Here is a 25563-nt window from a genome sequence, read left to right as displayed (position 1 = left end):
GAATAACAGGACTAACGCTTTTTAAATGCTTATTCAACTGTTATTCCGAAAACGCTCCGCCATAATCAGCTAATTTGTCACGCCACACCGTATGGAAATGTGCTTCGGCATTATCATCACTGTTGTAGCCTACCCCTTGCTGAGAAGCAATTTCAAGCCATAAGCGAGGTCCATCGATTCTTACATAAGAACCAATGTCATTATAATCGGTTGATCCGGACCAGCCAATATATGTTGTGGCAAGCGCATCGTCAGATAAGTATACATCCAATAATTCCTGGGCCGTATCCTCATCTGCATCTTCTACCCAAGCTTTAATAGCTGTCTTCACCAGTTCCTGCTGCTCTTCATCCAGGTCTGTATAAAGAATTCCTTCACTATCTTCCGGGAACTCACCATCGCTGTCCGCTCCTGCAACAACATCACTAAATGTTTGATCAATTTCCGCTTCAGCAAGTTGTTCTTCATCAAGTGATTCAATGATGGAATACATCCCTTTTCTTCGTGTTTCGATTGGGGCGTACGATGTTCCATTCAACTCAAAGGTTCGTGGCTCTGTCCCTGTGAATTGCGGTGTTGCACTGACCTCTTCCCCATTGAACACAATATTTTCAGCCAAGTGGTGTCCGCTGATTTGTAACATCCAGGTATCTTTATCGGATGGCTCGCCTAAAATTGCGATATAGTATAACCCTGACCCCCATTCCGTCCGTCCTGTATCCGTTGTCAAAAACTCATCTGCTCGTATGATGTTGAGCATCGTCTCGTATCCTTGCTCACTTAAGGAAGCTTTAGCAAGCGCTAAAGCAGCTTCCACACTCTCCTCCGACAGATCACCTAAAGCAACCCCATTGCGATTTTGTGAGTTAGCAGGCAAATTGGTCCAGTGTGCTGCATTTTCTTCCGTTAATTCATAGCTCACTTGTTCCTTCTCGTCATCTGTCAGCGTATCTAAAAAGGCTTCGGCAAGCTCCGCCTTACTCTTACTCTCCGTGGCATTATTTTCTGCCGATCCTTCTACGATATCTATAATAGAATCCTTTGGTTCGGATTGCATTTGCATTCCTTCCCCTTCAGGTCCTCCTTGCCCATTCCCTATTTCTGAGACTTCAGCAGTTTCAGAAGCATTTGATATATCAGCTTCGGCATCTGTAGTTAGATCAGTAGCACACCCTGTTAAAAATAGAAAACTTGAAGCCAAAACATAAAATCTTATCGTCATCCAATTGTCCATATTTGTACCTCCGCATATTTTGTTGTTATGTTTCTTCTCTAAACATAACAACAAAATGTAGATACGGAATGGAATAAATATATAATAAAATAGGCAACAAAGTAAGTATTACACAAAAATTCCGTTAACCTGTTCTCTCTGATTGTATGCTTATTCCTTCATCAATAAAAAATTCCTGTCACAGTTGGAACAAATATGGTGCTTGTGAGGGATGATAAATCCTGCTTGGAGAAGCGGCAAGCAGAGAATCGCTTTGTAAGACAACAGAATAAATTTAAAAAGGAACTAAAAGCAGCCTTTTTACCTTACAGCCATTCTTCCAAACAAGTTACTTCCTTTTTCTTTGTATCTATACGTACTTTTTTCCCAATCGCTAAAGGTATCATAGGATGCGTGTGACAACAGTCGAATTCGGCTAGAATCGGAATTTCCTTTCCATCCAATTGTTCCAGCAATATATCTATAGATTGTTTGCCTGTTCCCAGATCATCATACTGTTCATGCTTTCCCAGAATGATTCCTGAAACCTTTTCAAAAATACCATGAAGTTTAAGCATTGCTATATTCTTCTCCACTATCGCAGCATTTTTTGATGTATCTTCAATCAGTAAAATATCCCCTTGTTCAAACTGTGGAAAATAGGGTGTGCCAATGAATCCATACATCGCGTTATTATTTCCACCGACCAAACGCCCTTCTGCTCCCCCTTCATTTACACCGATCCACTTATTATCATATAAAGTCTTTTCTTTAGTGTACTCCAGCCAATTTACCACTTCATCCGACCAATAACTTGGCATTGGAATTACGTATGGTGTTACAGGTTGTTCACAAAAATACTTCTCAAAATAAGCATATGTATCATCCACTAAAGGCTCAAATTCCCCAAAAGAAGCAACAAGCGCTGGTCCGTAATAAGTTGGTATATTCGTTTTGGCGTATAAAGCCATTAAAACTGCCGTAGCATCCGAGTACCCCACTACTAATTTTGGGTCATTCTTAAACGCTTCATAGTCAATATAGGGGAGAATACTATTTGAATTCGTACCGCCAATCATCGTCACGATCATCGTTATGGACGGATCTCGGAGCAATTGATTTAATTCTTCAGCTCTTTCTTTGGGACTGCCTGACCGATAAATTTCACTCTTACCCGTCAGACTCCCTTCCACAATTTGAAAACCCTTTTGTTCAAGAAATGATTTTCCTCGCTTATATCGCATCTCCGACGAAACAGAAGCCGGCGAAGAAGGAGAAAAAACACCAATCTTATCGCCTTTCTTTAGGAACCTCACCGTGATATCCTCCTTTTTTTAGGTAATTCACTCATTAGCAAAAGTCAGAACTCATTATATGTAGGGCATTATACTCAAATTTTCAATTTCATGATCCTTATAACTGCTCAAACTCCTGCAGAACAGTTTCAGTACCTGATATCTAAATGGTATATATCAAGACAAATAGGGCAAAAAAAGAAGTAACAAACAGAATGACACCCATAGACTTTCGTTTCTCTTTAAATTGAGAAACCCCCATCACTAAACACATCAATCCCAAAAATAACAACATATAAGAAGAAGTCTCGTGATTGCCCGTAATAAAACCATAAACAGATAGACAAACTACAATAATTGCCAAACTAATATGCAGTGCTTTTAACATCCCTAAAGCCTCCGTGTAATACTCGTGCTATTTCATAACTTCCTCATCTTCTCCCCGGCCTTAATCATGATATCTACACCTGATGCACTTCCACCTTCAATGTGGTTCTCCATCTCAGAAACATCAATTCTAGTTTTTATTTTTACCAGTTTTCTCTCTTTCGCCATCAAGCCAATCCTATGAGGCGCGTTTTCATTCATGAGCGAAACCATCGGTATATCGTCTTCGGATATGTATTTCTCATAAAATTCAACGGTAAATTCCACATCATCACTACTATAATTCTCTAAAGGAAGTTCGCATTCCCCGCTTAGTGTCGATTCGCCAACCATCTCGAAATCACAATCACTCCATTTTTCATCATAATAAACCGCGTCAACTCCCGTTGCCAGCGTCTTTTGATAAGATTCAACAATCAAGGAAGGGAGGAAAACTGCGATAATTATCGCAAACAAGACTGCTCGCACATGATACTTTTCCAATGATCTGGTCAGGAAAAATAAACTGGCGATAAATAAAATAAATGATATTATTCTTATATAATGCAGTCCATAAACAGTACGAATTGGAAAATTAAACACCGATACAACAGTTTCTCCCAAAGGATTTTTATGCGGAAAAGGAATAGTCATTACTGTAGAAATAATGAAAAGAATAAGCGACGTCCATAACATTTTTTTATTTTTTATCAATTGCACACCTCCAGACCATCGATTAAGATATATTATTCCTACATAGAGCAAACTTTTTGGATTAAATATTTGTTTAAATGTGTAAAAGAAGAATACGTCCCTCGACCAACCTACTCTACATCATTGCTTAAGGATATCTCATTATTTTCTTCACCCGTCTCTTCGGCTCGTCATTGTTTCCTCTAACCGCTTTAATTTCCATTCAGTTAAACTATATACGAGTACCAAAGAAGCAATCACCCATACCAATTCAACAAATATAAATAACTCATTGTCGTAGTGGAAAAACAATAACACCATTCCCCCAACGATAATATTCACTACCCCCATCAACACAAGCAACTTCGCAGCGTATGATTGCCCGAATTTCCATAAAGCTTCATTCTTCATGGATCGTTTCGTCCGATAGCCTGCCATCCTGTTGGTGCTCCCTGGATCAGACAGCTTAAGCATGAGACCACCCATTAGATGACCAATACCACATATGAGAATCAGCATTTATAAAAGCACCTACTATCTACAGTACAAAATAAACAAAGATTTAACATCGAGGATATACTTGCTGTATTATTGGATGTTACATTAGGTGAAACAATTAAAGATGAATGGCAAGTGAGTAAATAAAGAAAATGAGATAAGTGCTGCGATTTTTTCAATTCTTGTTATCCTCATATCTTCCAATAATTCGATAAATCTTTTAAAATAGCTGCCACAACAACGAAGTAAAAGCATCGTTATTTGTGACTACTCCGATGCATTGGTGGATAAATAAAAATCTAAAAGAGGGGTGTTTTTCATGACTGCCAGTGGATGGCTTATCTTGGGTGTAATCATTATAGGAGTCATAGTTTGGTTGGCATCTGGAAGCTTGTCTTATATGTTTGTTTATTTTGCACTATTCTCATTAGGTTTGTTTATTTATAGACTAAGTAATGGTCAAACGTTAGATGACGCATTTTTCAATTCGTTCGGTTTGGTAGACATTTTGGTTCTCATCATTGCATCAGTATTGCTGATTGAAAGGATTAAGGATAAGAGATCTGATAACTGATCATGTAACAATATTTACTATACCTTCGCGAACCAGATACAACATACAATAAATAATCTCAGTTAATCAAAACCTGTAAAGAAGTTAAATATGATTGCCATTGTACCCAAATGAACAGTGATGAACCCTATTACAACATTTAGGATTATCATCGCTACTCTCAGCCACAATCTTTTTATGAAAAATGCATATACTGGTCCTATAAGTGGAAATACAATCCTGACAATAAGAAGTATCCACCCCCAGCGGCTGGAAGGGCAATACATCCATGAGAAGTAAAGACATTCCCATTACATAAATAATTACCATTGATGCTGTCCTATGCCAATGTTTCCTTAGTTAATTTAAGCAACTAACCATCCTTCCCGATACATCATTCATCCACCATTATATCACCATAATTTACCATTCAGAACAGACTAGTCAATAACAAAAATTCAGGTAAATATACAAATGATATTTCGATAACATGGATTATGAAACACTCTAGCTTATATTAAACATCAAGTGAACTAGCAAACTGGAATTTTCTTGTGGAATGTTGGATTTGAAGCAAGGAACAAATCATAATAGGTTGTTTTATATCTCCTAATAGAGTAACTCTCTGCAGGGTACCTTCTATGATGGTGATGTGGGCCGATTTTTGAAAACGATACTTCAATGGGTAGGCTTGGTGTGTTCTGGAAAAAGCACCCTGTGCGCGAGAGTTACATAAAATCTATACTATTTATCATCACTTAACATATTACGCTACTGTCACGTATGAGATTCTGGGATAATGAATCGATGTATTTCATTACTTATAGAATCTTGAAAAGCCCAAGGGCTATTAATAGGCATGGTGGTAAAACTGCCAATTGATGCATCCATTTTATTTTTGCCAAGATATAACCCGATTTAATACCCAAGAAAATAAAGAACCCGCTCATTATTGCGACCAACGAAGCAGTTACAAATGGTGAATACCCGCCTAGCATAGCAGCTCCTATACCAGCGCCAAATGCATCCAAAGCGAGGGCAAATCCTAGTAATAGGGCTTCTTTTGCCGAAATTGTACCTGAGCGGTCCAAGTCCGCCCGTTGTGGTTTCTTAAGTACAGTTATGAACAGACCTAATTTCTTTATTTCAATCTTCCATTCTTTTTCTTCTACTTTATCATGTGTTATTACGTTTTCTTCTACGGATCCATTATTATTAGAGCGGAGAACATTAAACAGACTGAATAACCCGATTGAAACTAAAATCAAGCTTCCGATTATGTCCGCAAAACCGAAAGAAATAAAAGAACTTAATATACTCCCTATGGTCATGGAAGCCAAAACCATAACTCCAGAACATAACATGATAATTAATAACGGTAAAAAGGGAATGCGAATCCGCCTCATACCATAAGTAACCCCTACACCAAAACTGTCCAAGCTTACAGCAATGACTAAGAGGATTAGCCCCACAAAGAGCATGACTATCCCATCCTTTACTTGTTGTAACCTGGATGTAGTATATGAATGAAGGTAGGAAATGTTAACACGGGATACAAGGAGCAACTATCTTGCTTATTTGTAGTTTACTCCGGCAGAAATCACTTTCTGCTACCTCCATTCCGTTCTTCAACCATCACTTTCGTATTGGATATCATCCAATACGAAAAGGCCTGAAACGTAAGTGTTCCAGGCCTCTTTCTTTTTTCGGTTCAATTTTGCAATCCGTCTTAAGTGAATTGGAAAACCTCTATTCCGCTGCTCCAGCAAGATACTTCTTCTCAAAGTCATCGAGTAGTGCACGCACTTCATCTGTTGATTTTGTGTTCATGCATTGATTTCTTAAATCACTTGCCCCTCGGAATCCGCGGAGATAAATTTTAAAGAAGCGTGGAAGAGGTTTGTACGCACGGGCTTCTGTTTTTGAATATTGATCATGCAGATCCAAATGCAGCCTTAAAAGATCAAGCAGTTCCTTACTGGTATGCTCTTTCGGTTCCTTTTCGAAAGCAAATGGGTTTGTAAAGATACCGCGCCCAATCATAATCCCATCAACACCATATTGTTCAGCAAGCTTCAAACCTGTTTCACGGTCAGGAATATCGCCGTTAATCGTCAGAAGTGTATCTGGTGCCACCTCGTCACGAAGCTTCTTGATCTCAGGAATCAGCTCCCAATGCGCATCCACCTTGCTCATTTCCGCTCTGGTACGCAGGTGGATGGAAAGATTGGCAATATCCTGCTTCAATACATGTGTCAGCCAATCGCGCCATTCATCTATATCCGTGTAACCAAGTCTTGTCTTCACGCTAACAGGCAATCCCCCTGCTTTTGCAGCTTGGATCAATTCTGCAGCAACTTCGGGACGGCAGATAAGACCGCTTCCCTTTCCATTGCCAGCTACATTCGGTACAGGACAGCCCATATTGATATCCACACCCTTAAATCCTTGTTCCGCCATCCCAATACTCATTTGACGGAAGTTTTCAGGCTTGTCTCCCCATATATGGGCCACCATTGGCTGTTCATCTTCTGTGAACGTCAAACGGCCGCGAACGCTATCCTTCCCATCTGGATGGCAATAGCTCTCCGAGTTTGTAAACTCGGTAAAAAACACATCAGGTCTGCCCGCTTCACTTACCACATGACGAAACACAACATCCGTCACATCTTCCATTGGCGCCAGCACAAAAAACGGTCGTGGTAAATCACGCCAGAAATTATCTATCATATAAAAAATTCCTTTCATTATCTATACCAATTTAAAATCTTATCATATAACTCTCTTTTACACTTATAGCATGCTTGAACACGCTTTATCAAACGACAGTAAATTATGAACATTCCATTTTTATTATCATCAAATAAACAGTGCATTGAAAAGTATTCCATCACACTGTTTATTAGGTCCATATTAAAAGATGTTAGATATACTCAAAACATTATCCCATAAATAAACTAAAAGTAGAAAGTAAATACCCAAAAAACTCAACCGTATTGCAAAACATCCAATCAAGAGATGCATAGCTAACATTACTATCCTTAACCACATACGCTTTATATAAAACGCATAGATTATCCCGAAGATTGGAAGCGTTATAAGAACTAAAGCAATCATGACAATAACTACAGGATGAAGATCATCGATATATATTTCAAATATATACCTTATCAAAACCGTTAAAACCACTGTCAAAACGGCAATATAGTATGACCAGTTTCCCTTAGAAAGGTACTTCAACGAATCATCCTTTCATTTAATTTCCACGATTACTCCCTCACCTTAAAAAAACATTATTTCATATAGTTTTCAACTAATTCAAAGCACCTATCTTCGGTGAGATTCACCAGCACACTCGTATATTCCAAGTTTTCCATTGTACCGCCTTCATACTTTAGTGACGCCTCTTTTGCACTATTATCACGATAATCTATCCATTTTTGCTGTTCTTGTCTTAAGTGCTCCATATCCTCTGCAGTAAGCTGATTCTCTAAGACTTGATAAATTTCATTCAACAATCCATCCCAAACGGTATAATTATTTCCTTCAACATTCTTCATAGCATATGTAGAGGAATCAGCTGGGTTGTTCCTTGATTCTTCCGTTTCCGTACTAGCTGCATTTAATTTATCGAGATATTCTTCCTTCAGACTTGCTGTACTACCAGTTGAAGCATCGTCTTCTTTCTTATCGCTATTAGAGTCATTATTTACTTTCTCATTTGCATCGTTACTACTTGTATTATTTGCATCGGTATATGTGTCGTTATTTCCTTTATCTTCCGTGTCGGTGTTTGTGTTGCTATCACCTTTTTCATCGGTGTCAGCACGTAAATCATTTTCTGCTGAATCCGCATTTGTAGAAGCAGCAGTCGATTCGTCAGAGGCGTTTCCGCAAGCAGCCAATAGAAGTAATCCAGTTGTACACATTCCTATTAACAGTTTTCTCTTACTATTCATCAATACAATACTCCCTTTCTTCCTTATTTTTCTCTCTTAAATAACTGTATTATTTTTTATATCTAATACTCTTTGAATATTTTACCATATAAATCAAATTCATTTATATTGCATTATTCCTGACTACGGATGATGAAGTAAAAAACAGGGCAGAATCCTGGTGAATCTACCCTGCATTTATCCATTCAAAAATATAGAACATCTACTCACAAATCTACTAACCTAGTTGTATCTCTTCACTGAATCGTTCGGTTATCTGCTGCGGTCTTGTTATCGCACCGCCAACCACCACAGCATATGCACCAATATATAAGCACCGTTTGGCCATTTCTGGGGTCAGTATATTCCCTTCAGCAATTACAGGAATACTGACATTTTCAATAACTATTTTTAAAAATTCAAAATCATTATCGTAAAGCTTTTTGTTACTTGTGTCCTCTGTATAGCCATACAATGTCGTCGAAACACAATCAAAACCAAGCTGATTAGCTTGTACAGCGTCCTCAAGGGTAGCAATATCGGCCATCAATTGTATGGTTGGGTCTTTTTCTCGAACGTACTTGACTAATTTAATTAACTCGATGTTTTCAGGCCTTCTTCTTTCTGTGGCATCCATGGCAATCATCTCACAACCGCTTTCCAGCAGCTCATCTATTTCTTGATAAGTTGGTGTGATATATACCGATGACCCCTTATAATCACGCTTAATTATTCCAACGACTGGCAAGTTCACTTCTTTTTTTATTTCAATAATGTCTTCTTTAGAATTTGCACGTATACCTTTTGCTCCTCCTTGCTTTGCAGCCAATGCCATCTTGGACATGATAAATGAGCTGTGCAATGGTTCTTCCGGTAAAGCTTGACAAGATACAATCAAATTATTTTTGACGTCGTTTAGCATTTTGGTTTTCCTCCTAGAAATTTATCTCGATTATATCCACTGTCAATGAGTTGAAAAAATCAATAACATTTTGCAGATCCCTTAGCATAAATTCATTACTAACAAAGCAGATCACATTAAGTGAGAAGAATTTGTGCGGTATCGTGGTCTCAACGGTGATGGAGATGTGTTTGATTTGTAAATATTAAAACAACAAGAAGGAACTAGTATATATGGCTAGTCCCTTCTTCATTCCATATTGTGATCTTCATAGGTAACCGATATCCGCTGCTCCTTCATTTCTGTCACTTGCTCATTGAATGTATTCACTGCTTTATTTACTTTCTTTGTAATATCCTCACAGATTACCTCATCATGTTTCATTCGGTCTGTCGTTTCTTTCTTCATTGCATCAATGATTTTTCCTTTTTGATCTTCACTAATGATTATTTTATTTACATAAGAATAGAAATCCTTGTCATTTTCCCTAATCCCATCAATAGGAGTCTTCAAAACCTTCTTCTTATCGGAATGGTCCCCATTATGTATTAGCTGTTCCGTGGCTTGGAAAGTCCTTTGCTGTCCCATTTAGAACCTCCTTGAGAAATCAAACAGTTTGGATACGTTATCTTCTTCATCAAATAAATCCTCGATGGCCTTACGGTACTTTTCAATATATAGCTTGCCGCTTTCAACAGATTTCTTCAGTTCATGGATTTCTTCATCAAAATCATTATTCTCCAATGGGTAGAAGACTTCATGTACTTTGATGGATTTCATCTCTTTATTGAATGCGGGTAAGTGTCCATGCTTGGCTAATAAATCTCGGTAACTACCAGGGCTAGATTCCATACGATCGATCTCGCCCTGAACTTTTCGTTTTTCATCCTTGTAACTATCATCCAATTCTTCTTTTATTGACTGTTCAAAATTTCGGATCTTTGTTTCCTTTTCTTCTAGGATGGGGAGAGTTTCTCGGTACATGCGGAGTGCCGCGGAGATATTAACTTTGATAGGGTCGCCATCGCCTTTTGTTGCAGTGTACACCATATCGGTGCCTAAGTAGCCTTTCTTGCCTTCTGACATGACAGAAAGCAATTCAGAGATGCTATGGCTGTCTGTAATGGCACTCAGATTGTCCAGAATACCGCTTTCTTTTATTCGATCAACACTCTCTATAATAGCTTTCACATGATCAAAATAAATTCTTAATCCCGCCCCTATGTCTCCGCCGAATATAGCGTTGGGGTTTCCTGAATCACGGCTATTTACATTTCTTCCGATAGTCTCGTTTATTTCTTGCAGTTCTTGTTCGATTATGGCTATCTCCTCAATCATGACATCTTTCTGTTCTTTCGTGATATATTCTGCTTCATATAAGCTGCCGAAGATTTCCTCCGAATTTTCTGTTATGGGCGTTAACTTATCCAAAAGGGTAGGGACCTTTTCTTCTAAGGATCTAATCATAGTATCTATTTCTGATGAATGAGTGAAATAAAAGCCTGCCCCACTCCAGAAACCGTCGATACCCTCGAATTCCTTTAAATCCACTCCTATTAATGCTTCAACCCCACCGTTTGTACCACCCTTCTCAGACCCTATAGCAAAATCAATTGCCAGATCCTGAAAATTCTTTACTACATCATCGGGGATATCTTCCATCAATTCACGAAGACCTGGTGTATCAGGATTGGTATCCATCATCGTCACATTGCCTAATGTAAAGAAGCCGCGAACCGCGCTTGCTGCGTAGAGCGGATCGTCTTTTGAGATGATTTGGTGGATGTTATCAGATTTATCTTGATAGTATTGCATTGCAAAATCATGTAATCTTTGAGGTTGTATATCGTAAATATCTTGGTTATTCCTAATATTGAACTTGCTTCGAACTGCGTAGTTAAATTTACTATCAACATGAAACAATTCATAATAATTCGGCTGTGCTCCATTTATACTAAATACTTCATCAAATGTATCAAAAGCTAAATAAGATACAGTATTATTATTATGACCTAAGGAATGTGATAAGCCATATGTTTTAATATCATTAACTTGAAAATGTTCTTTCGCTTCAATCACAAATTCGTTTGCTGCCTCAGCTTGCTCTGCTGTTTGACCTGCCAGCATAGATTTAAGATTATATAACCAATCATCTCCACCTTGAGTTCCTTGAGATATCACGTACAGCTCTTCTTGACCGTCATTACTTATTTTAATAGCTGTGCCATCATAGTAAGATCTATCTATAGATTCACTTTTGGCATCTGAAGAATGAAAAATATCTATTTTTCCTTCAAATAGTTGGCCTGTTTCTTCGAGATACATCTGCCGTATCTTATTTTCCATCTCCTCCGGTCCCAAGTCTTCATACTCTATATCAATTAATCTGGCTTTAATTTCAGGAGATTCTAAAAAATGCATACCCAATACAATCACTCACTTTCTTCATTTGTAGAAAATTGTATTGACTTAATCATATCCATAATTGATTCTCGCTGGGTGTCTTTTGCTTCCAAGCATTGATTCTCATTTAAGTCTTCTCTGCAATCAATGTCACTAAATATTGTAATACCTTGATTATTTTCGTTCCATATAAGAGCAGCTATAACGCTAAAAGGACCACTCTCATATTCTGCAACTTCTAGGTGTTGTTTTTTGAAATCTGTATTAATTTCTTCAAACTCTAATTTTTGACCAGAACTGTTTCTCATTCGTTCTCTACTGTTTTCAGGGTCGGACATATAATTAATATAATCTATTCTATGATTCACAAAAGCTTCTTTTTGCTCATCAGTTTGAGACATTGATATAAACTCACTATTATTTTCCGGACCCACATTGTAACTTCTTTTATCAATAGTAAAATCCGCTGGGAAAAACATCGTAAAACTTTCCGTCTTCGATTTAAATGGATAATATCTGTTTTCAACAGGCTCAACAGATTGTAGAAACTCACGCGTAAATTCATCTTGAAATGCCGGTACATCCGGAAGCTTGCTCACATCCATCTCAGATGGAGACACCGAATTATTTTCCTTACTCATTCCGCACCCTCCTACAACCAATATCATTAAGATTAGTACGATGACCGCTTTCAACCTCATCCAACCTTACCTCCATTAATGGATTGTTGCTACAGTTCATAAAAATTATACAAAATACATCCAATCATTCCCAGCGGTTGTATGGCAATTTCATAAAACAATTCTTTAGTCTTGGGCAGATATGCCTTTATCAGGTTACGAGGATAGTTCTGCGAAACAACGCTATTGGCTTTATTCTTCCCCGTTTCAACAGAACAATTTTTCCACTAGGATACTCTTTTACCAACTTACCACCCTTTTCATATACGATATACGTATTATTCTTTTTTGCCTGTTTCATGGCCACTTCCCCGGTTCGTTTTATGTACTCGTCCATCTACACATACTTCCTCTTTGGTCGATTTTTCCCCCTCATTTATCGCAGCCTAAATCGATTACTCTATGTCCTGTCTGATTGCTTCTTGCTTTAGCAAGGTTAGCCCTAGTGCTTTTTATTAAACTGTCCATTTTTAGGGTTACAGTTCAAACCCACCATTTTCACACTTTTTCTATTCAAAATTTGCTGTTTTTCACCCGCTTTTTCACCTTTTTTCGTTTGTTAAAATAAAGATCTCCGATAAAAGAAGGAAGAGAATATCGAGAAAAGGCAGCAAGGACAAGGACTGCCCATGAAAAAGACCTGGAAATCGGAATTGTTTCTTTACCGAAATCCAGGTCTTATTAGGAAAACTATTTTATGACTGGGAAACCACCGTCTACTATGTCCCCACAAAAAAATACATTCCACCCCCCTTCCCGATCTCACTCCCCTCAACCCCTTCTCCCCCAAGTCCTTGCCCACTTTCACACTCCCCTTCAATTTCGCTTATAAAATAATTACGTTCCCGCCTTTTTGCCGAGTTCCGCATGAAATTGTAACGATTTTCCACTCATTTGTATAAAAAATTACGTTCCTTTTCGAATGAACCTTGAAAGAAAAACGGAGGGCCTTTTAATCTTAAAATGTGAGGAAACCAACTGAACCAGAGTTAAGGTCTGGAAGAACCCTTGCAGGACAAGAATTGGAGGAAAACGGAATAGTAAAAACCGCTTGGATTTGTATTGAATTTTGATTGGAAATTGGGATTGGATTACGATTGGATCACCACCGATTTTGGCATAAAAAAACCCGAAGGTCAGCCGGAAAAGTACCGGAAAAACCCTCGGATTGGGAACATTAATATTATTTAAGGTACGTTAATTTTATATGGAGACACAGTAGACAGATGCACAGCGTGTTTCGTATTATTCATTTCTAATAATACAACCATTTTAGTAACGGGTTCCGTTTTTCGGTACTTTTTGTTTTCTGAAATATAGCCTAGTCTCATATTGACTGAGCTATTTCCTTTTGTTTAGGAACTTATTGTGCTAAAGCTTTAAATGAAACTCTTCACAATACTTTCACAAATAGTATAAGTTATTATTCTTCAAAATATATTACTCTTTAATTCGATAAATAAAAAAAGACGCCTTCCTATTACAGAAAACGTCTGTTGTAATGTTACCTCATTAAGAGAAACTTATTTATTTATTACTAATCTCTTTTTTATAAAGAAAACAACAAACATCACAAATAATAATGCCAACACTACATACACCACATTTGAGTATATATCCATATAACCTACAATGGTTTCCCATGACCCGCCAACTGTAGCACCTATACTAACAAGGACAACATTCCATATAAACGTTCCTAAGGTAGTTAATACTAAAAATACAGCAAAATTCATATGTGCCATCCCAGCCGGTAAGGAGATCAAACTTCTAATTAAAGGAATAAAACGGCAGAAAAACACAGTCCACACGCCATACTTTGAAAACCATTCATTCGCTTTGTGAATATCTTTTTTTGATAGTCTAAGAATATGCCCCCACTTTCCAACAATTTTTTCTATTCTATTTACATCAATAAGCAGCCCAATTCCATAAAGAACAATTGCTCCTGCCACTGATCCAATTGTGGAAGCTACAACCACCCCCAAGACACTAAGGGATGTATGGGTAGTCATAAATCCTCCAAATGTTAAGATAACCTCAGACGGTATCGGAGGAAATAGGTTCTCTATTGTAATTAATAAGAAGATACCTATATATCCAAATTGCTCCATTATATTTGTAATCCAAGTCTCCATTTAAACTCCTCCTTCTACTATTAAAATAAATCTTTAAACTTCCGATAAATCATAGCATCAATAATCTTATACAAGATAAACATTCCAAAAAGTCCAATTGAATAAGCAATAAAAATACTTTCGATGGTGAATGTAATTAATGGATAAGGAAGCATCGTAACCTCTAGTATCCAGACTAAAATAGAAGCTAAAATAGAAACAATTGTCCAGCCAATTAAATAATAATGGGCATGCAAATTGAAGAACATTGTATTTTTAGATAGAGCTAAAAATTCTTTGACCTTGAATTGATTGATTGCCTCCCTTGTAGCATCCGCTTCACTATTACCCTGCTGTATCAAATCTTGAACATAATCTGCTAAATAAGTTTGTAATTCCTGCTTATCTTCTTCACTCATAGCTAATTGGCTGACGTATAATTGTATGTCATCCTGTTTCTTGTACATATTGTTCATACGAATATGACTAATATAATTTATTGCACCCCAAAGAACGGCAATTGAAAACGAAATCAAGTAACTGATAAGCACCCAAATTGGATCACCTGAATACAATTGGTCAGTAAAATTCGTGATTCCAAAAAGTAATGATGAAAGTAATAATATCCAGCTATATTTTAAATCCCCGAGACTAAATATTTTTCTCATATATTGACTCATTAATTGTCCTCCTTTATATAAACCTTTTAACCATTTCGGTGACTTTTCTCCAATCATCTATAAGGCTATCTAATAGTTGAACACCTTCATTTGTTATGGCGTAGTATTTACGTCTTCCTCCATGGCTTTCTTTCCCCCATGAAGATGATACCGCACCCTGCTTTTCTAATCTTTTTAGTGATAAGTATAAGGTAGCTTCTTGAATTTCAAATTCTCCTTCTGTTTTTTCCTTTATTGTTTTTGAAATTTCATAGCCGTAACTCTCTTTTTCTTTCACTACAGAAAGAATTAGAAGATCGATATTTCCCTTTAGCAGCTCTTTGTTCAAAAAATATACCCTCCTAACAAAATACTCAATATCATTAAGTACATTGTTATTATAAGTTAAATTACTTAAAATAACAAGGTACTTTTAGATTTAATTTTAAAGTAAAAAAAACAGCAATAAAATGCTGGTTTCGTCTAATTTAAGTTTTATTCCCCTGCTAAAAAGTTCTTCCTCAAAACCCCCAATTTCTCTTTTTTTCTGTTCTGGCTTGTATTGAATATTCGGGAAATGTGACTAAGTTCTTCCATAATAGGGAGAAGAATTGAGCATATCCATCTGCATCTATCACAAGGACATCCTTAGAATCATCGCCTTCTTTTAATTCCTTTTCAATTTCCTCTTCAGTAAAAAGATGTTTTGGTGAATTAACTTTATGGAGTATAATTGAGAAATATAATCCATTTTCATCCCATTTAATATCTTTCTCGTTACATAAAGTTATTATTTTTTTCCATTTCTTTGATTGCACCAATCACACTAGAAAAACTTACAAACAAAAATCTATTTTCAGTTGAGTTTGAAAAAGACAATATTTCCTCTTCCTCTACAATTCGACCAGAAGAAGATATGTACTTCCTAGGCTTTAGAATTTCACCATCATTGATATTAAATTCAATCGAATATACTACATTTCCACTATTACCAACGTTGTTCTGTTTGCAAATCCCTTAAAATTCTCATTTGTATTGTTCTGTATTCACAAATACTTTAAATTGTTTGATTTCTTCTATTATTATTCCTTTATTCCGTTCATCCTCTATTTTGAAAGGATTTTGGTTATACTTCTTTTTAGTTAAAAACATTTTATAAATGAAATCAATTCCAATTTGAAAGGAACAATAGATTTAAGAAAACATATTCAGAATGGGAAGCAGCAAAAAAACTTGGTTTGAGTATCAGCACTATTCAACGTATGTGTAAAACTGGCAAGTTAAAGGGCTGCCATAAAATTAACGACACTTGGCAAATTCCTCAAGATAATTTCATTACTAACAAAACACATGATATTAAGTCAGAAAGTTATGTACGGTAGGAAGAACAGTCTCCATGGTAACTTAGATGAGTTTGACATATAAAAATTTAGAACAAGAAGAAGGAACTAGTACGCATGGCTAGTCCCTTCTTCATTCCATATTATGATCCTCATAAGTAACCGATATCCGCTGCTCTTTCATTTCTGCCACTTGCTCATTAAATGTAGTTACAGCTTTGTTTATCTTTCTGGCAACATCTTCACATATGCCATCATCATGATTCATACGAGATGCAGTTTCTTTCTTCATCGCATCAATGATTTTACCTTTTTGATCCTCACCAATAATAATCTTATTTACATAAGAGTAGAACTGTTCATCATTTTCTCTAATCCCATCAATCGGAGTGTTTAAAGCCTTTTTCTTATCGGAGTAATCCTTATTAGGGATTAACTGTTCCGTAGCCTGGAATGTGCGTTGCTGTCCCATTTAGAACCTCCTTGAAAAATCGAATAGCCTGGATACATTGTCCTCTTCGTCAAATAAATCCTCGATTGCCTTTCGGTACTTCTCAATATACAGTTTGCCGCTTTCTACTGATTTCTTCAGTTCATGAATTTCCTCTTCAAAGTCATTATTCTCCAAAGGGTAGAAGACTTCGTGTACTTTGATAGTCTTCATTTCTTTATTGAATGCCGGTAAGTGTCCATGTTTAGCAAGTAAGTCACGGTAACTACCTGGACTCGATTCCATGCGGTCGATCTCGTCCTGGACTTTTCGCTTTTCATCCTTATAACTATCATCTAATTCCTCTTTTACCGCTTGCTCAAAATTCCGAATCTTGGTTTCTTTTTCTTCTAGGATGGGGAGGGTCTCTCGATACATACGGAGTGCTGCGGAGATGTTCACTTTGATAGGATCGCCCTTGGTTGCTGTGTAGACCATATCTGTGCCGAAATAGCTTTTATTGCCTTCCGACATGGCAGCAAGTAGTTCCGGTATGCTATGGCTGGCTACTATTTTATTTAGACTCTCAAAAAAACCGCTATCTTTCATGCGCTCTATTGATGACGTTAGCGATGACTTTACCCATACCAGACTTCCGCCAAATGCAACCGTAGAGATATCTTGCAAAAATTGGACACCAGACAAACTGGAATTAGCATTCAATCCATCTTCTATCGTTGAAAGGTGAGACTCTATAAGTTCCAGTTCTTCAATCATCGTATCTTTTTCTTTTAGGGATATATAACCCGCTTCTTGTAACCGTCCGAAAATCAAGTCCTTGTTATCCAAAACGACTCTTACTTTATCCAGTAAGGGCGGGACACTCTTATTAAGAGCCTTTACCGTTTCATCGAATTCTCCTTGATTAAACGTGTACCAACTCAAGAAACTCCCGAAGCTGTCTACATCCTTCAGATAGTCCATATCCACCCCAAAGAGCTGTTTAGCGACCTCTTTTGTGCCACCCGCATTATCTGCTTTTGCATAAATTAAAGCCAAGTCCTGTACATCCTTTATAACTTCAGGAGGAATGTCTTTTGCTAACTCTTTAATTCCCGAGACGTCGGGGTTGGTGTCAACAACTTCAATCTGCCCCAATTCTACCATTCCTGGAACAAAAGGGGTCAACCCATTTAGCGGGTCATCTGCTGAAACAATCTGGTGAATACCATTAGCTTTGTCTTTAAAGAATTCTTCTGTAAAGACTTCAAAATCTTCAACTGGTACCGCTTCTCGAAGATCTTCCTTATTACTAATATTAAATTCGTTTTTAATTGCATTCCTGAAATCACGGTTCATATCGTAAAGCTGATAGGCATTTACTTGAGCACCATTCATTCCATAGACTTCATCAAATGTGTCATATCCCAAATAAGCTTGTGCGTTATTATGATGCCCCAATGAATGCCCCCATGAGATTATCTTTGTATCATTGTCAACAGCAAGCTCTGTCTTCGCCTGTTCAACAAATAAGTCTGTAGCTACTGGTTGATCAATTGATTCACCTGCAAGTGGACCTTTTCCGTTAAAAGACCAGTCTGGGCCATTGGTAGTTCCTTGAGAAATAACATACATTTCCTCTTGTTTGCCGGCATCAACATATATAGCTGTGCCATTATATCCAGTTTTATTTATCAAGCTATTTCCAGTATCGGAAGAGTGGAAAATTTTTATATCCGCATCTAACAGTGATCCTGTTTCTTCTAAGTACACTTGTCGTACTGTTGACTCTAATTCTTCTGAGGTCATATTTTTATATTCTTCATTCGTAAGTCGCATTGCTATTAGCTGATAATCCAGTATGCCCTTCGCCATGGCATTCACTTACCTTTGTCTTCTTTAAATTGGATTGATTTTAGAACCTCTGTTACTTTCTTTTTCTCTTGTTCTTTCAACGTATTACACTTATCTTCCGCAATATCATCTCTGCAAATAATATCAACAAACACTTGTATTTCTTGATTCTTTTCGTCCCTTACCAGTGCAGCTATATAACTTCCTGTATTATCGGAATCCATTTCTGCAACTTCAAGACGTTGGTTCTCATTCTCGGTCTGTACTTCTTTAAAATTCAGTTCTTCTCCAGCTCTCCTATTCATTAAATCTTTACTGTATTCAATGTCAGGTATGGAACTGTAGTAATGAACTATATATTCATCCATTACATCTGCATCATTGTCATCATAATAAAAGATAAGAGATTCTGAGTTTCCTTCATTACCCGCCATACTTGTTTCGTCTACAACCATGTCTTCAGGAAAATCAAGAGTGAAAGTATTAGTAGCTGATTCCAGAGTGTAATAACCTTCTCTAACTGGTTCAGTTGATTCTAAGTAATCTCTCGTCAATTCGTCCTGGAAAGCCGGCACATCTGGTAAATCATTCGGATCCATCTCAGAAGGGGAGAGGGACTCTTTGCCATTACTCATATTGCATCCTCCTATAATCAGCGTTGTTAGAATCAGAAAGATTACAAATTTAAATTTCACGCAGCGTTACCTCCATAAGCTTCGGATTATTGCTGTAGTCCATAAAAATTATACAAAACACATCCAATCATTCCCAGCGGTTGTATGGCAATTTTTTAAAACCATTCTTTAGTCTTGGGAATATGTGCCTTTACTAGATTACGCATATAGTGCAAAGTAAACTTTATTATTAGCTTTCTTCCTCCTCGTTCAACGGAACAATCTTGCTGTTCAGCAAATGAACAATACCCCTCCAACCCGCATTTCACCATTAGAGTTAAAATAAAGATTTCTACCGAACCCCCATTTTCACACTTTTTCTGTTCAAAATTGGCTGTTTTTCACCTGCTTTTCCACACGTTTTTTCACCTTTTTTCCTCAGTTAAAATAAAGATCTCCGATAATAGACGGAAGAGAAAATCGAGAAAAGACAGTAAGGACAAGGGATAATAGAAAAAAGACCCGGAAATCGGAATTGTTTATTTTACCGAAATCCAGGTCTTTTTAGGAAAAGTTTATTTTTATTGGGAAGAGTTTATTTTAGTTAGACACCTTCTGTCCAAAAATAATAAACATTTCCTAAAAAGACCCGCTCCAACCCGCATTCCACCGTTCGAGTTAAAATAAAGATTTCCTACCGAACCACCATTTCCACACTTTTTCTGTTCAAAATTGGCCGTTTTTCACCCGCTTTTTCACCTTTTTTTCACCTTTTTTCGTCAGTTAAAATAAAGATCTCCGATAATGGAAGGAAGAGAATATCGAGAAAAGACAGTAAGGACAAGGGATAATAGAAATAAGACCCGGAAATCGGAATTGTTTATTTTACCGAAATCCAGGTCTTATTAGGAAAAGTTTATTTTTACTGGGAAATGTTTAAATTAGTTGGACATAGTAAGAATAAAGATAAAACAAGATAAAAGAAATTCATTCTAAAAATTCCTTATGTCAAGTCTTCGCCTCTAACTTGACATATATGTTATAATTAATTTTATCAAAGAAATTTTTTGATAACGAAATTAATTCATAAACCTACCAGTAGTTTACATTTAAATTTGAATATTATAATCTAAACCTAGCTCTTATACATAGAGTTAGGTTTTTTGACGTCAAAACCAAACTTTATGGATTAGATGAGCAGTGAAAATAAAATATATTTAAGTGTCAAAAGTACTATTCATTAATACTGAGAAACAAAGGATTAATAGAAAACTTAAATGAAAGATTGAAACTTATAGTAAAAAAGTTTAGAATTTAATTGGTGCTTATGGTACTTTTTTACTGAAATGGATTGTATAAATATATACGGAGGTTATTGAACATGTCTTTAAAGAAAAGATGGGTGCCTATATTGATGGTTATTACAGCCTTAGTACTTTTAGCAGCATGTGGAAGTAAGGAAGAAGCTGGTGGAACTAACGGAGATAACCCTCGAAACCATACAACAGAGGATTATATGTCGTTAAGTGAAGGCTTTGAAGAATATCCAGTTTGGATTGAAACCGAAGATGAACCTACCAGGGATTCAAATATCGATAATATTTACGTTTTTGAAAAAGGCAAGGTAAATATGTATAACTTAGGTGGTAGTAATACCATAGAAGATATACTAGAGTTGTCTGATGATGAACTTATTAAGTTAGCTCGAGAAACGTCTAATGAGCAATATATCAATTCCGAGAATGAAATTAAAGAAGATAAATTCTATAACCCAGAAATTATAAGTGAAGCTCAAAAAGAGTTTCAGTACGCCATTGGGGCTGATGGTACCGAGGCATATTTTAAAGAACAAACACCTATGACTGAGGCTATTTATTTTAACGTTGAGGGCGAAATCCCGGAACAATCACCAACAAAGTATACACTTGATATTAAAATTGATGAGTTAGGGCAAAATACAGAAACTATTGATCTTATCATGCCTAATGTTACATCTGAATTGGTAAATGATAATTCAGATACTGGTGTCTTTGGTGATTATGTAGATTTCTTATATCTAAGCCCAGAGGCATTGGAATTAAAAGAGAGCGATGAGAGGCTTTTTGACGAAGAAAAAGCAAATTACATTGATGAACTTAAAAAAGTAGGCAGTTTTGTTGAAAAGGATGGTTATGAACTATACCACCCACAAAACTTCGTTCCTAATCCATATGTTTGGAAAAAAGAAGATAAAGAACTCTCAATTGATGGAGTTAGCTTTAGCCAAAAGATTTTTGATACAAATTTCTCGGGCATAAAAACTGGAAAAGGAAGCTTATTGACACGTGTAGATGACTCATTTGTTGGTTTTAAATTAGATAGTCCGGATACTGATAAGAAGAATGTAACAATCGAAGGGAAGTAATTAAAAAGACTAGTAACAGAACTTTAAAGAAATTATAAGGGGGAATTTTAGATGGGAGGATTTGCTACGGATGGCCATCGAAGATGTATGAGTTGTGGTAGACCTTATGCAAATTCCCACAGAACGCCAATATGTGGGCAATGTGCGGAATCAAATGTGAGAAGAGTTAGAAAGACTAGCAGAAATAAAAGAATAATATCCTTTCTTTCATTTATATTCTTCCCCATTGGTATAATGATCTATTTTCTATGGAAAGACAAAAAGCCGCATTATGCAAAACCAGCATTGTTTTCGGCTATAAGTTTCCTAGTACTGTACGTCCTAATCCATTCTACGCTATAATAACATAGCAGAATGAGACACAAATAAAATATACTCATTAGGCTGCCATGCCACCAAATTCCTTTGGTCCGTTGTAGCCTATTTTTTTGTCTCATTATAATACTTCATGTATTGGCGATCCGTTTTCTATCATATAACTTAATCTTTTCCTGTAATTCCTGCTCTTTGCTCTTTTCCACCTGCAATCCTTCATGCTTGATTAACTGATTAATTTCGTCGATTTAATTGTATTCATGTCCAGTAGCTTCGGTTTTTTTCTCCCATATTTCTGGATTTATATCGGTATATAACCTATCTGTTCCATTATCTAATACGGTTGCAAGCGATTCTATATTCCCTTTGTCAACATTAAAAGCCTGAGATGCTACTACAAATAAATTACCTAGTGGTTCAATGATATTATCATTTTTTCTTTCTATTGGAGGTAGAATATTAATAGTAGACCTTAGGAATTGTAACTCTTCTCCACGCAAGAAGGCATTAGATGGAGACAAATAAATTACAATATCTGCTATCCCTTGCGTCGAGTTTGCCATTGTGTCATCTAAGGTACGATCACCTGTTCCGAAACCCGGGACATCAATGAGATCACAAAGATTTAATATTTCCTTATCGAGGTAAGTGATTATTAACAGGTTTCTTTCCTCTTCATAAAACTTTCCTTTACGAGTACCGAATTCCTTAAGTAAATCAAGACTGCCTGAAGTGATTTTATGTTCTTCAAAGTACTCATGATCCATTAGCTTTTCAACATTAATTTGATTTCGCTCATTATCTAAAACTAGCACATCATCACTTATATACTTTGGTCGATCCGAAATATGCTTTAGATAGACATTTGTTGAAGTTGCAGGTGTCCAATATGCTGGAAGTTCATTAGATCCTAATAAAGAGTTAATGAAAGTACTCTTACCGGCGTCCGACATGCCTAGCACAGCCACCCTAGGCTTTGTTGGGCTGTTAATTCTATTAAAGTCATCAAACTTCTTCTTTATAGGATCTGATTCCTTATCATTCAGAACCTTCATAAATTCTTTATTTACGTTATTTCTAAATTGCGTAATTTCTTTCCAGTTATCATTTACAGTAAAAGTTTTTGGCACTTCTTTTTCATATCCAGTAAGTTCTTCCAGAGTTTGTCCTGTGACTTGAGCGAGTTTTACAATTAGGCTTAACTCAATTCTGTCAGGATCATTTTCCATTCTTACAATTTTGTCTCTGCTAACTTCTAATAATTGAGCTAGTTCTAATTGTGAAATATTAAGTACTTCTTATGCTGACCAGCTTCGTTTAGAAGACGAACCAAGTTAATAAAAAGTTACACACGGGTTGTAATTTATTTCCCTCTAACGCTTAATGCATAGTTTATCGATACATCATATCCGAATCTCAATATCATTTGCGAAAAAATTAATTTCAAGAGATAATTTGACTAATCAATTTGGGTTGGGAGTGGTATATCTGAATACTCAAGGGAATGAAAAAAGAAAAAGTCTTAACTTACCGCTGGCGACTACTTATGAGTCAAATGGTGTGAAAAGATTAAGAAGAGAAAATGAACTTCTGCTTAAAAGAATTCAAGAACTTCGATCTGGACCGTTTGGGATTTTTTCATGGTTTAAAAAATAGCCAAATGGCAACCTGACAAATGTTGCTTTTTATGAATGGCGACAATTAAATAACTTGAAAATCCTCTTTTAGTAATATCTGATTTTTACCATCTGTTCCAATACAGAAATATGAGCTAAGCAGTATGGTTAGCTATCAAACCTCACCTTTTTAACTATTTAGTTTTAAAGATCCTTAACCATAATGACAGTATCTCATGTATTAGATGTTACAAAAGAAATCGTCTATGTATACTGGTAATCTTCACTGGTCATTATTTTTTATATCAAGGGCAATCTTGTTATGTTTTATGATGAAACTAGTAACTAAATTATATATATATTTGTATAGGGTTATGATTCGGTAATCCTGTTTCAGAACCAATAAAATAGACTGCTGACTATGTGTCGCAGTCTTTGTCTTTACTCACAAGGTTATTCTGTGATTTTCTTTAAGGATTCCTTATTTTTAATAACCATCATCAAATATAACTCTACTTCTTCTTCCATTTGAAAACAGTTCAACAAGATGTTTAATTTTGTTTCTAACAAAGCAAACCGGTATCCCCTTATTACTCTATAAATATAGGAAGGAGACAAATTCGTTCTATCCGATATTTCGTGCAAGCTATACCCTCGTTCTTTTTTCATTACTTTTACTAACTCACCAAATCGCTCGTCAATCATTCTAACAATAGTCATCTTCTCTTCGTTAAGCATTTCTTTTCCTCCCACAAAACTACTATTAAGCAGTACCTGTTTTGTAATTGCCTTTTATTCTAAGCAATTCAAACAAATTAATTACCAATATGAGAGGTTTAATTACTAGGAGAAGCAATATAATCTAACAATATACAAATCAGGATTACCGAATCATAACCCTATATAAATTATTGTTTAAATTTAGCTTTATTGTCTCTAATTGAAAGCAATCCATGAATTAAAATAATACCTAAAAGACAAACTAAGGTAGCGCAACATAAAACATTTAACTCTTATTATTTTTGAACCAGGTACATATATTAAAAAGAGACAATCATTCAACCTAACTATCCATCTATAATGGCAATACATCTCTCTATTAGTTTGAATAAGCTACATAAAGAGACTATGAAGCTACCAAAAGTATAGACTCAATTGTATTTTGATCACGGGTTTTGACTTTAGGTAAAACTCGTGGCAACCCCACCGCTGAGTGTTGCAGTTTTTCATTAGAATTTACCTATTTTTAAAGAAAACTCTTTTCGTTTATTGCCAATAGTCAACACCGGGTCAAATCTACCGCTGATTCCTGCAGTTTTTACGTTACACAGTTTAACTATTTGCTATAATCATAAATAAATTAATAATAAATGCCATTCAGTTTGAGTCATGCTGTTCAGAAATAAGAGTTAATAGAAATTCCTCAAACTCCTTATCTTCTAAATAATACAAATCAATGAAAAAATATGGCTGCTTATCTCCTTTTGCACCCGTTTCATAGCCCTCTCGCCTTCCATAACCATGTCTTGAAGAATACTCATGCTTCAACCAGTCCAACAACTGAAAGAAACGCATTGTAGGGTGAAATCTCCAGATATCATACACCAAACTTATTATTTTACTTTTATGTTCCATCTTTTATATCCAATCCTTCCTTATTAATGTAGTGTGTAG

25 protein-coding genes and 1 pseudogene are annotated in these 25563 nt (G+C 36.2%); 3 read left to right on the top strand and 23 right to left on the bottom strand.

The window, feature by feature from the left end; translation table 11 throughout:
* Nucleotides 1-40 precede the first annotated feature (40 nt).
* From AB1K91_RS15090 to AB1K91_RS15070, 5 genes are all read right to left on the bottom strand, one after another.
* Nucleotides 41-1234: a DUF3500 domain-containing protein gene (locus AB1K91_RS15090; RefSeq protein WP_413090952.1), complete on the bottom strand. Its 1194-nt coding sequence runs from the start codon at nucleotides 1232-1234 to the stop codon at nucleotides 41-43.
* 305 nt (nucleotides 1235-1539) lie between these two features.
* Nucleotides 1540-2529, bottom strand: coding sequence for a S66 family peptidase (locus AB1K91_RS15085; RefSeq protein WP_413090950.1), 990 nt, complete (start codon nucleotides 2527-2529; stop codon nucleotides 1540-1542).
* Between the two features lie 142 nt (nucleotides 2530-2671).
* Nucleotides 2672-2896, bottom strand: a complete 225-nt coding sequence (locus AB1K91_RS15080; protein WP_413090948.1) for a YczI family protein — start codon at nucleotides 2894-2896, stop codon at nucleotides 2672-2674.
* Nucleotides 2897-2928: 32 nt separating this feature from the next.
* Nucleotides 2929-3588 carry a hypothetical protein gene (locus tag AB1K91_RS15075; protein ID WP_413090946.1) on the bottom strand — a complete coding sequence of 220 codons (660 nt, stop codon included), beginning with the start codon at nucleotides 3586-3588 and terminating at the stop codon, nucleotides 2929-2931.
* A 150-nt stretch (nucleotides 3589-3738) separates the two neighbouring features.
* On the bottom strand, nucleotides 3739-4086 hold the full coding sequence (locus AB1K91_RS15070) for an SdpI family protein (RefSeq protein ID WP_413090945.1): 348 nt from the start codon (nucleotides 4084-4086) through the stop codon (nucleotides 3739-3741).
* A 298-nt stretch (nucleotides 4087-4384) separates the two neighbouring features.
* Between AB1K91_RS15070 and AB1K91_RS15065 the strand changes: the two genes are divergently transcribed.
* Nucleotides 4385-4639 (top strand): hypothetical protein, encoded by a 255-nt coding sequence (locus AB1K91_RS15065; RefSeq protein WP_413090944.1) that lies wholly within the window; start codon nucleotides 4385-4387, stop codon nucleotides 4637-4639.
* A gap of 800 nt (nucleotides 4640-5439) precedes the next feature.
* On the opposite strand, the gene ytaF is transcribed toward AB1K91_RS15065, so the two are convergent.
* From ytaF to AB1K91_RS15005, 12 genes are all read right to left on the bottom strand, one after another.
* Nucleotides 5440-6099 (bottom strand): sporulation membrane protein YtaF, encoded by a 660-nt coding sequence (gene ytaF, locus AB1K91_RS15060; protein ID WP_413090942.1) that lies wholly within the window; start codon nucleotides 6097-6099, stop codon nucleotides 5440-5442.
* Nucleotides 6100-6367: 268 nt separating this feature from the next.
* Nucleotides 6368-7348, bottom strand: a complete 981-nt coding sequence (locus AB1K91_RS15055) for a tRNA dihydrouridine synthase (RefSeq protein WP_413090940.1) — start codon at nucleotides 7346-7348, stop codon at nucleotides 6368-6370.
* Between the two features lie 563 nt (nucleotides 7349-7911).
* Complete coding sequence (locus AB1K91_RS15050; protein ID WP_413090938.1) at nucleotides 7912-8577, bottom strand: lysozyme inhibitor LprI family protein; 666 nt, start codon at nucleotides 8575-8577, stop codon at nucleotides 7912-7914.
* Between the two features lie 217 nt (nucleotides 8578-8794).
* Nucleotides 8795-9478 (bottom strand): N-acetylmannosamine-6-phosphate 2-epimerase, encoded by a 684-nt coding sequence (locus tag AB1K91_RS15045; RefSeq protein ID WP_413090937.1) that lies wholly within the window; start codon nucleotides 9476-9478, stop codon nucleotides 8795-8797.
* 228 nt (nucleotides 9479-9706) lie between these two features.
* Nucleotides 9707-10045 carry a hypothetical protein gene (locus tag AB1K91_RS15040; protein WP_413090935.1) on the bottom strand — a complete coding sequence of 113 codons (339 nt, stop codon included), beginning with the start codon at nucleotides 10043-10045 and terminating at the stop codon, nucleotides 9707-9709.
* A complete protein-coding gene (locus AB1K91_RS15035; protein ID WP_413090934.1) occupies nucleotides 10046-11893 on the bottom strand; it encodes a DUF6792 domain-containing protein in 1848 nt (615 codons plus the stop codon).
* Nucleotides 11890-12501, bottom strand: coding sequence for a hypothetical protein (locus AB1K91_RS15030; RefSeq protein WP_413090932.1), 612 nt, complete (start codon nucleotides 12499-12501; stop codon nucleotides 11890-11892). Before AB1K91_RS15030 ends, AB1K91_RS15035 begins: the two co-directional genes overlap by 4 nt.
* A 190-nt stretch (nucleotides 12502-12691) precedes the next feature.
* Entirely contained in the window at nucleotides 12692-12877 is a 186-nt protein-coding gene (locus tag AB1K91_RS15025) for a hypothetical protein (protein WP_413090930.1), read from the bottom strand.
* 1186 nt (nucleotides 12878-14063) lie between these two features.
* Entirely contained in the window at nucleotides 14064-14678 is a 615-nt protein-coding gene (locus AB1K91_RS15020) for a DedA family protein (RefSeq protein WP_413090928.1), read from the bottom strand.
* A 20-nt stretch (nucleotides 14679-14698) separates the two neighbouring features.
* On the bottom strand, nucleotides 14699-15337 hold the full coding sequence (locus tag AB1K91_RS15015) for a hypothetical protein (RefSeq protein ID WP_413090926.1): 639 nt from the start codon (nucleotides 15335-15337) through the stop codon (nucleotides 14699-14701).
* Between the two features lie 13 nt (nucleotides 15338-15350).
* On the bottom strand, nucleotides 15351-15665 hold the full coding sequence (locus tag AB1K91_RS15010; protein WP_413090925.1) for a PadR family transcriptional regulator: 315 nt from the start codon (nucleotides 15663-15665) through the stop codon (nucleotides 15351-15353).
* A gap of 172 nt (nucleotides 15666-15837) precedes the next feature.
* Nucleotides 15838-16134, bottom strand: a complete 297-nt coding sequence (locus tag AB1K91_RS15005; RefSeq protein ID WP_413090923.1) for a hypothetical protein — start codon at nucleotides 16132-16134, stop codon at nucleotides 15838-15840.
* Between the two features lie 411 nt (nucleotides 16135-16545).
* Between AB1K91_RS15005 and AB1K91_RS15000 the strand changes: the two are divergent.
* Nucleotides 16546-16698 (top strand): annotated as a pseudogene (locus AB1K91_RS15000) (helix-turn-helix domain-containing protein); the annotation flags it as partial.
* Nucleotides 16699-16789: 91 nt separating this feature from the next.
* Here AB1K91_RS15000 and AB1K91_RS14995 read toward each other — a convergent pair.
* The 3 genes from AB1K91_RS14995 to AB1K91_RS14985 are packed head-to-tail and all read right to left on the bottom strand — an operon-like array spanning nucleotide 16790 to nucleotide 19575.
* Nucleotides 16790-17128: a hypothetical protein gene (locus AB1K91_RS14995; protein WP_413090921.1), complete on the bottom strand. Its 339-nt coding sequence runs from the start codon at nucleotides 17126-17128 to the stop codon at nucleotides 16790-16792.
* Complete coding sequence (locus AB1K91_RS14990) at nucleotides 17129-18961, bottom strand: DUF6792 domain-containing protein (RefSeq protein ID WP_413091066.1); 1833 nt, start codon at nucleotides 18959-18961, stop codon at nucleotides 17129-17131.
* A gap of 5 nt (nucleotides 18962-18966) precedes the next feature.
* A complete protein-coding gene (locus AB1K91_RS14985; protein ID WP_413090919.1) occupies nucleotides 18967-19575 on the bottom strand; it encodes a hypothetical protein in 609 nt (202 codons plus the stop codon).
* Nucleotides 19576-20935: 1360 nt separating this feature from the next.
* Between AB1K91_RS14985 and AB1K91_RS14980 the strand changes: the two genes are divergently transcribed.
* Nucleotides 20936-21958, top strand: coding sequence for a hypothetical protein (locus AB1K91_RS14980; RefSeq protein WP_413090918.1), 1023 nt, complete (start codon nucleotides 20936-20938; stop codon nucleotides 21956-21958).
* Between the two features lie 563 nt (nucleotides 21959-22521).
* Here AB1K91_RS14980 and AB1K91_RS14975 read toward each other — a convergent pair.
* The 3 genes from AB1K91_RS14975 to AB1K91_RS14965 form a co-directional block, all read right to left on the bottom strand.
* The gene (locus AB1K91_RS14975) at nucleotides 22522-23559 is read right to left on the bottom strand and encodes a dynamin family protein (protein ID WP_413091065.1); all 1038 of its coding nucleotides are present in this window, start codon (nucleotides 23557-23559) and stop codon (nucleotides 22522-22524) included.
* A gap of 783 nt (nucleotides 23560-24342) precedes the next feature.
* Nucleotides 24343-24627: a helix-turn-helix domain-containing protein gene (locus AB1K91_RS14970; RefSeq protein ID WP_413090916.1), complete on the bottom strand. Its 285-nt coding sequence runs from the start codon at nucleotides 24625-24627 to the stop codon at nucleotides 24343-24345.
* A 639-nt stretch (nucleotides 24628-25266) separates the two neighbouring features.
* Nucleotides 25267-25524: a hypothetical protein gene (locus tag AB1K91_RS14965; RefSeq protein ID WP_413090914.1), complete on the bottom strand. Its 258-nt coding sequence runs from the start codon at nucleotides 25522-25524 to the stop codon at nucleotides 25267-25269.
* Nucleotides 25525-25563 lie beyond the last annotated feature (39 nt).

Source organism: Terribacillus jepli (assembly GCF_047228925.1).
Classification (GTDB): Bacteria; Bacillota; Bacilli; order Bacillales; family Amphibacillaceae; genus Terribacillus.
The sequence above is the reverse complement of the archived record's forward strand: the minus strand, read 5'-3'. Positions and strand labels throughout refer to the sequence as shown.

Excerpts from the sequence above, each read along its gene's own strand:
- AB1K91_RS15070 (WP_413090945.1), bottom strand. The coding sequence starts at position 4,086 with ATGCTGATTCTCATATGTGGTATTGGTCATCTAATGGGTGGTCTCATG.
- AB1K91_RS15045 (WP_413090937.1), bottom strand. The coding sequence starts at position 9,478 with ATGCTAAACGACGTCAAAAATAATTTGATTGTATCTTGTCAAGCTTTA.
- AB1K91_RS15040 (WP_413090935.1), bottom strand. The coding sequence starts at position 10,045 with ATGGGACAGCAAAGGACTTTCCAAGCCACGGAACAGCTAATACATAAT.
- ytaF (WP_413090942.1), bottom strand. The coding sequence starts at position 6,099 with ATGCTCTTTGTGGGGCTAATCCTCTTAGTCATTGCTGTAAGCTTGGAC.
- AB1K91_RS15030 (WP_413090932.1), bottom strand. The coding sequence starts at position 12,501 with ATGAGTAAGGAAAATAATTCGGTGTCTCCATCTGAGATGGATGTGAGC.
- AB1K91_RS15080 (WP_413090948.1), bottom strand. The coding sequence starts at position 2,896 with ATGTTAAAAGCACTGCATATTAGTTTGGCAATTATTGTAGTTTGTCTA.
- AB1K91_RS15025 (WP_413090930.1), bottom strand. The coding sequence starts at position 12,877 with ATGGACGAGTACATAAAACGAACCGGGGAAGTGGCCATGAAACAGGCA.
- AB1K91_RS14965 (WP_413090914.1), bottom strand. The coding sequence starts at position 25,524 with ATGGAACATAAAAGTAAAATAATAAGTTTGGTGTATGATATCTGGAGA.
- AB1K91_RS14980 (WP_413090918.1), top strand. The coding sequence starts at position 20,936 with ATGTCTTTAAAGAAAAGATGGGTGCCTATATTGATGGTTATTACAGCC.
- AB1K91_RS14985 (WP_413090919.1), bottom strand. The coding sequence starts at position 19,575 with ATGAGTAATGGCAAAGAGTCCCTCTCCCCTTCTGAGATGGATCCGAAT.
- AB1K91_RS14990 (WP_413091066.1), bottom strand. The coding sequence starts at position 18,961 with ATGGCGAAGGGCATACTGGATTATCAGCTAATAGCAATGCGACTTACG.
- AB1K91_RS15065 (WP_413090944.1), top strand. The coding sequence starts at position 4,385 with ATGACTGCCAGTGGATGGCTTATCTTGGGTGTAATCATTATAGGAGTC.
- AB1K91_RS15050 (WP_413090938.1), bottom strand. The coding sequence starts at position 8,577 with ATGAATAGTAAGAGAAAACTGTTAATAGGAATGTGTACAACTGGATTA.
- AB1K91_RS14995 (WP_413090921.1), bottom strand. The coding sequence starts at position 17,128 with ATGGGACAGCAACGCACATTCCAGGCTACGGAACAGTTAATCCCTAAT.
- AB1K91_RS15020 (WP_413090928.1), bottom strand. The coding sequence starts at position 14,678 with ATGGAGACTTGGATTACAAATATAATGGAGCAATTTGGATATATAGGT.
- AB1K91_RS15055 (WP_413090940.1), bottom strand. The coding sequence starts at position 7,348 with ATGATAGATAATTTCTGGCGTGATTTACCACGACCGTTTTTTGTGCTG.
- AB1K91_RS14970 (WP_413090916.1), bottom strand. The coding sequence starts at position 24,627 with ATGCTTAACGAAGAGAAGATGACTATTGTTAGAATGATTGACGAGCGA.
- AB1K91_RS15090 (WP_413090952.1), bottom strand. The coding sequence starts at position 1,234 with ATGGACAATTGGATGACGATAAGATTTTATGTTTTGGCTTCAAGTTTT.
- AB1K91_RS15015 (WP_413090926.1), bottom strand. The coding sequence starts at position 15,337 with ATGAGTCAATATATGAGAAAAATATTTAGTCTCGGGGATTTAAAATAT.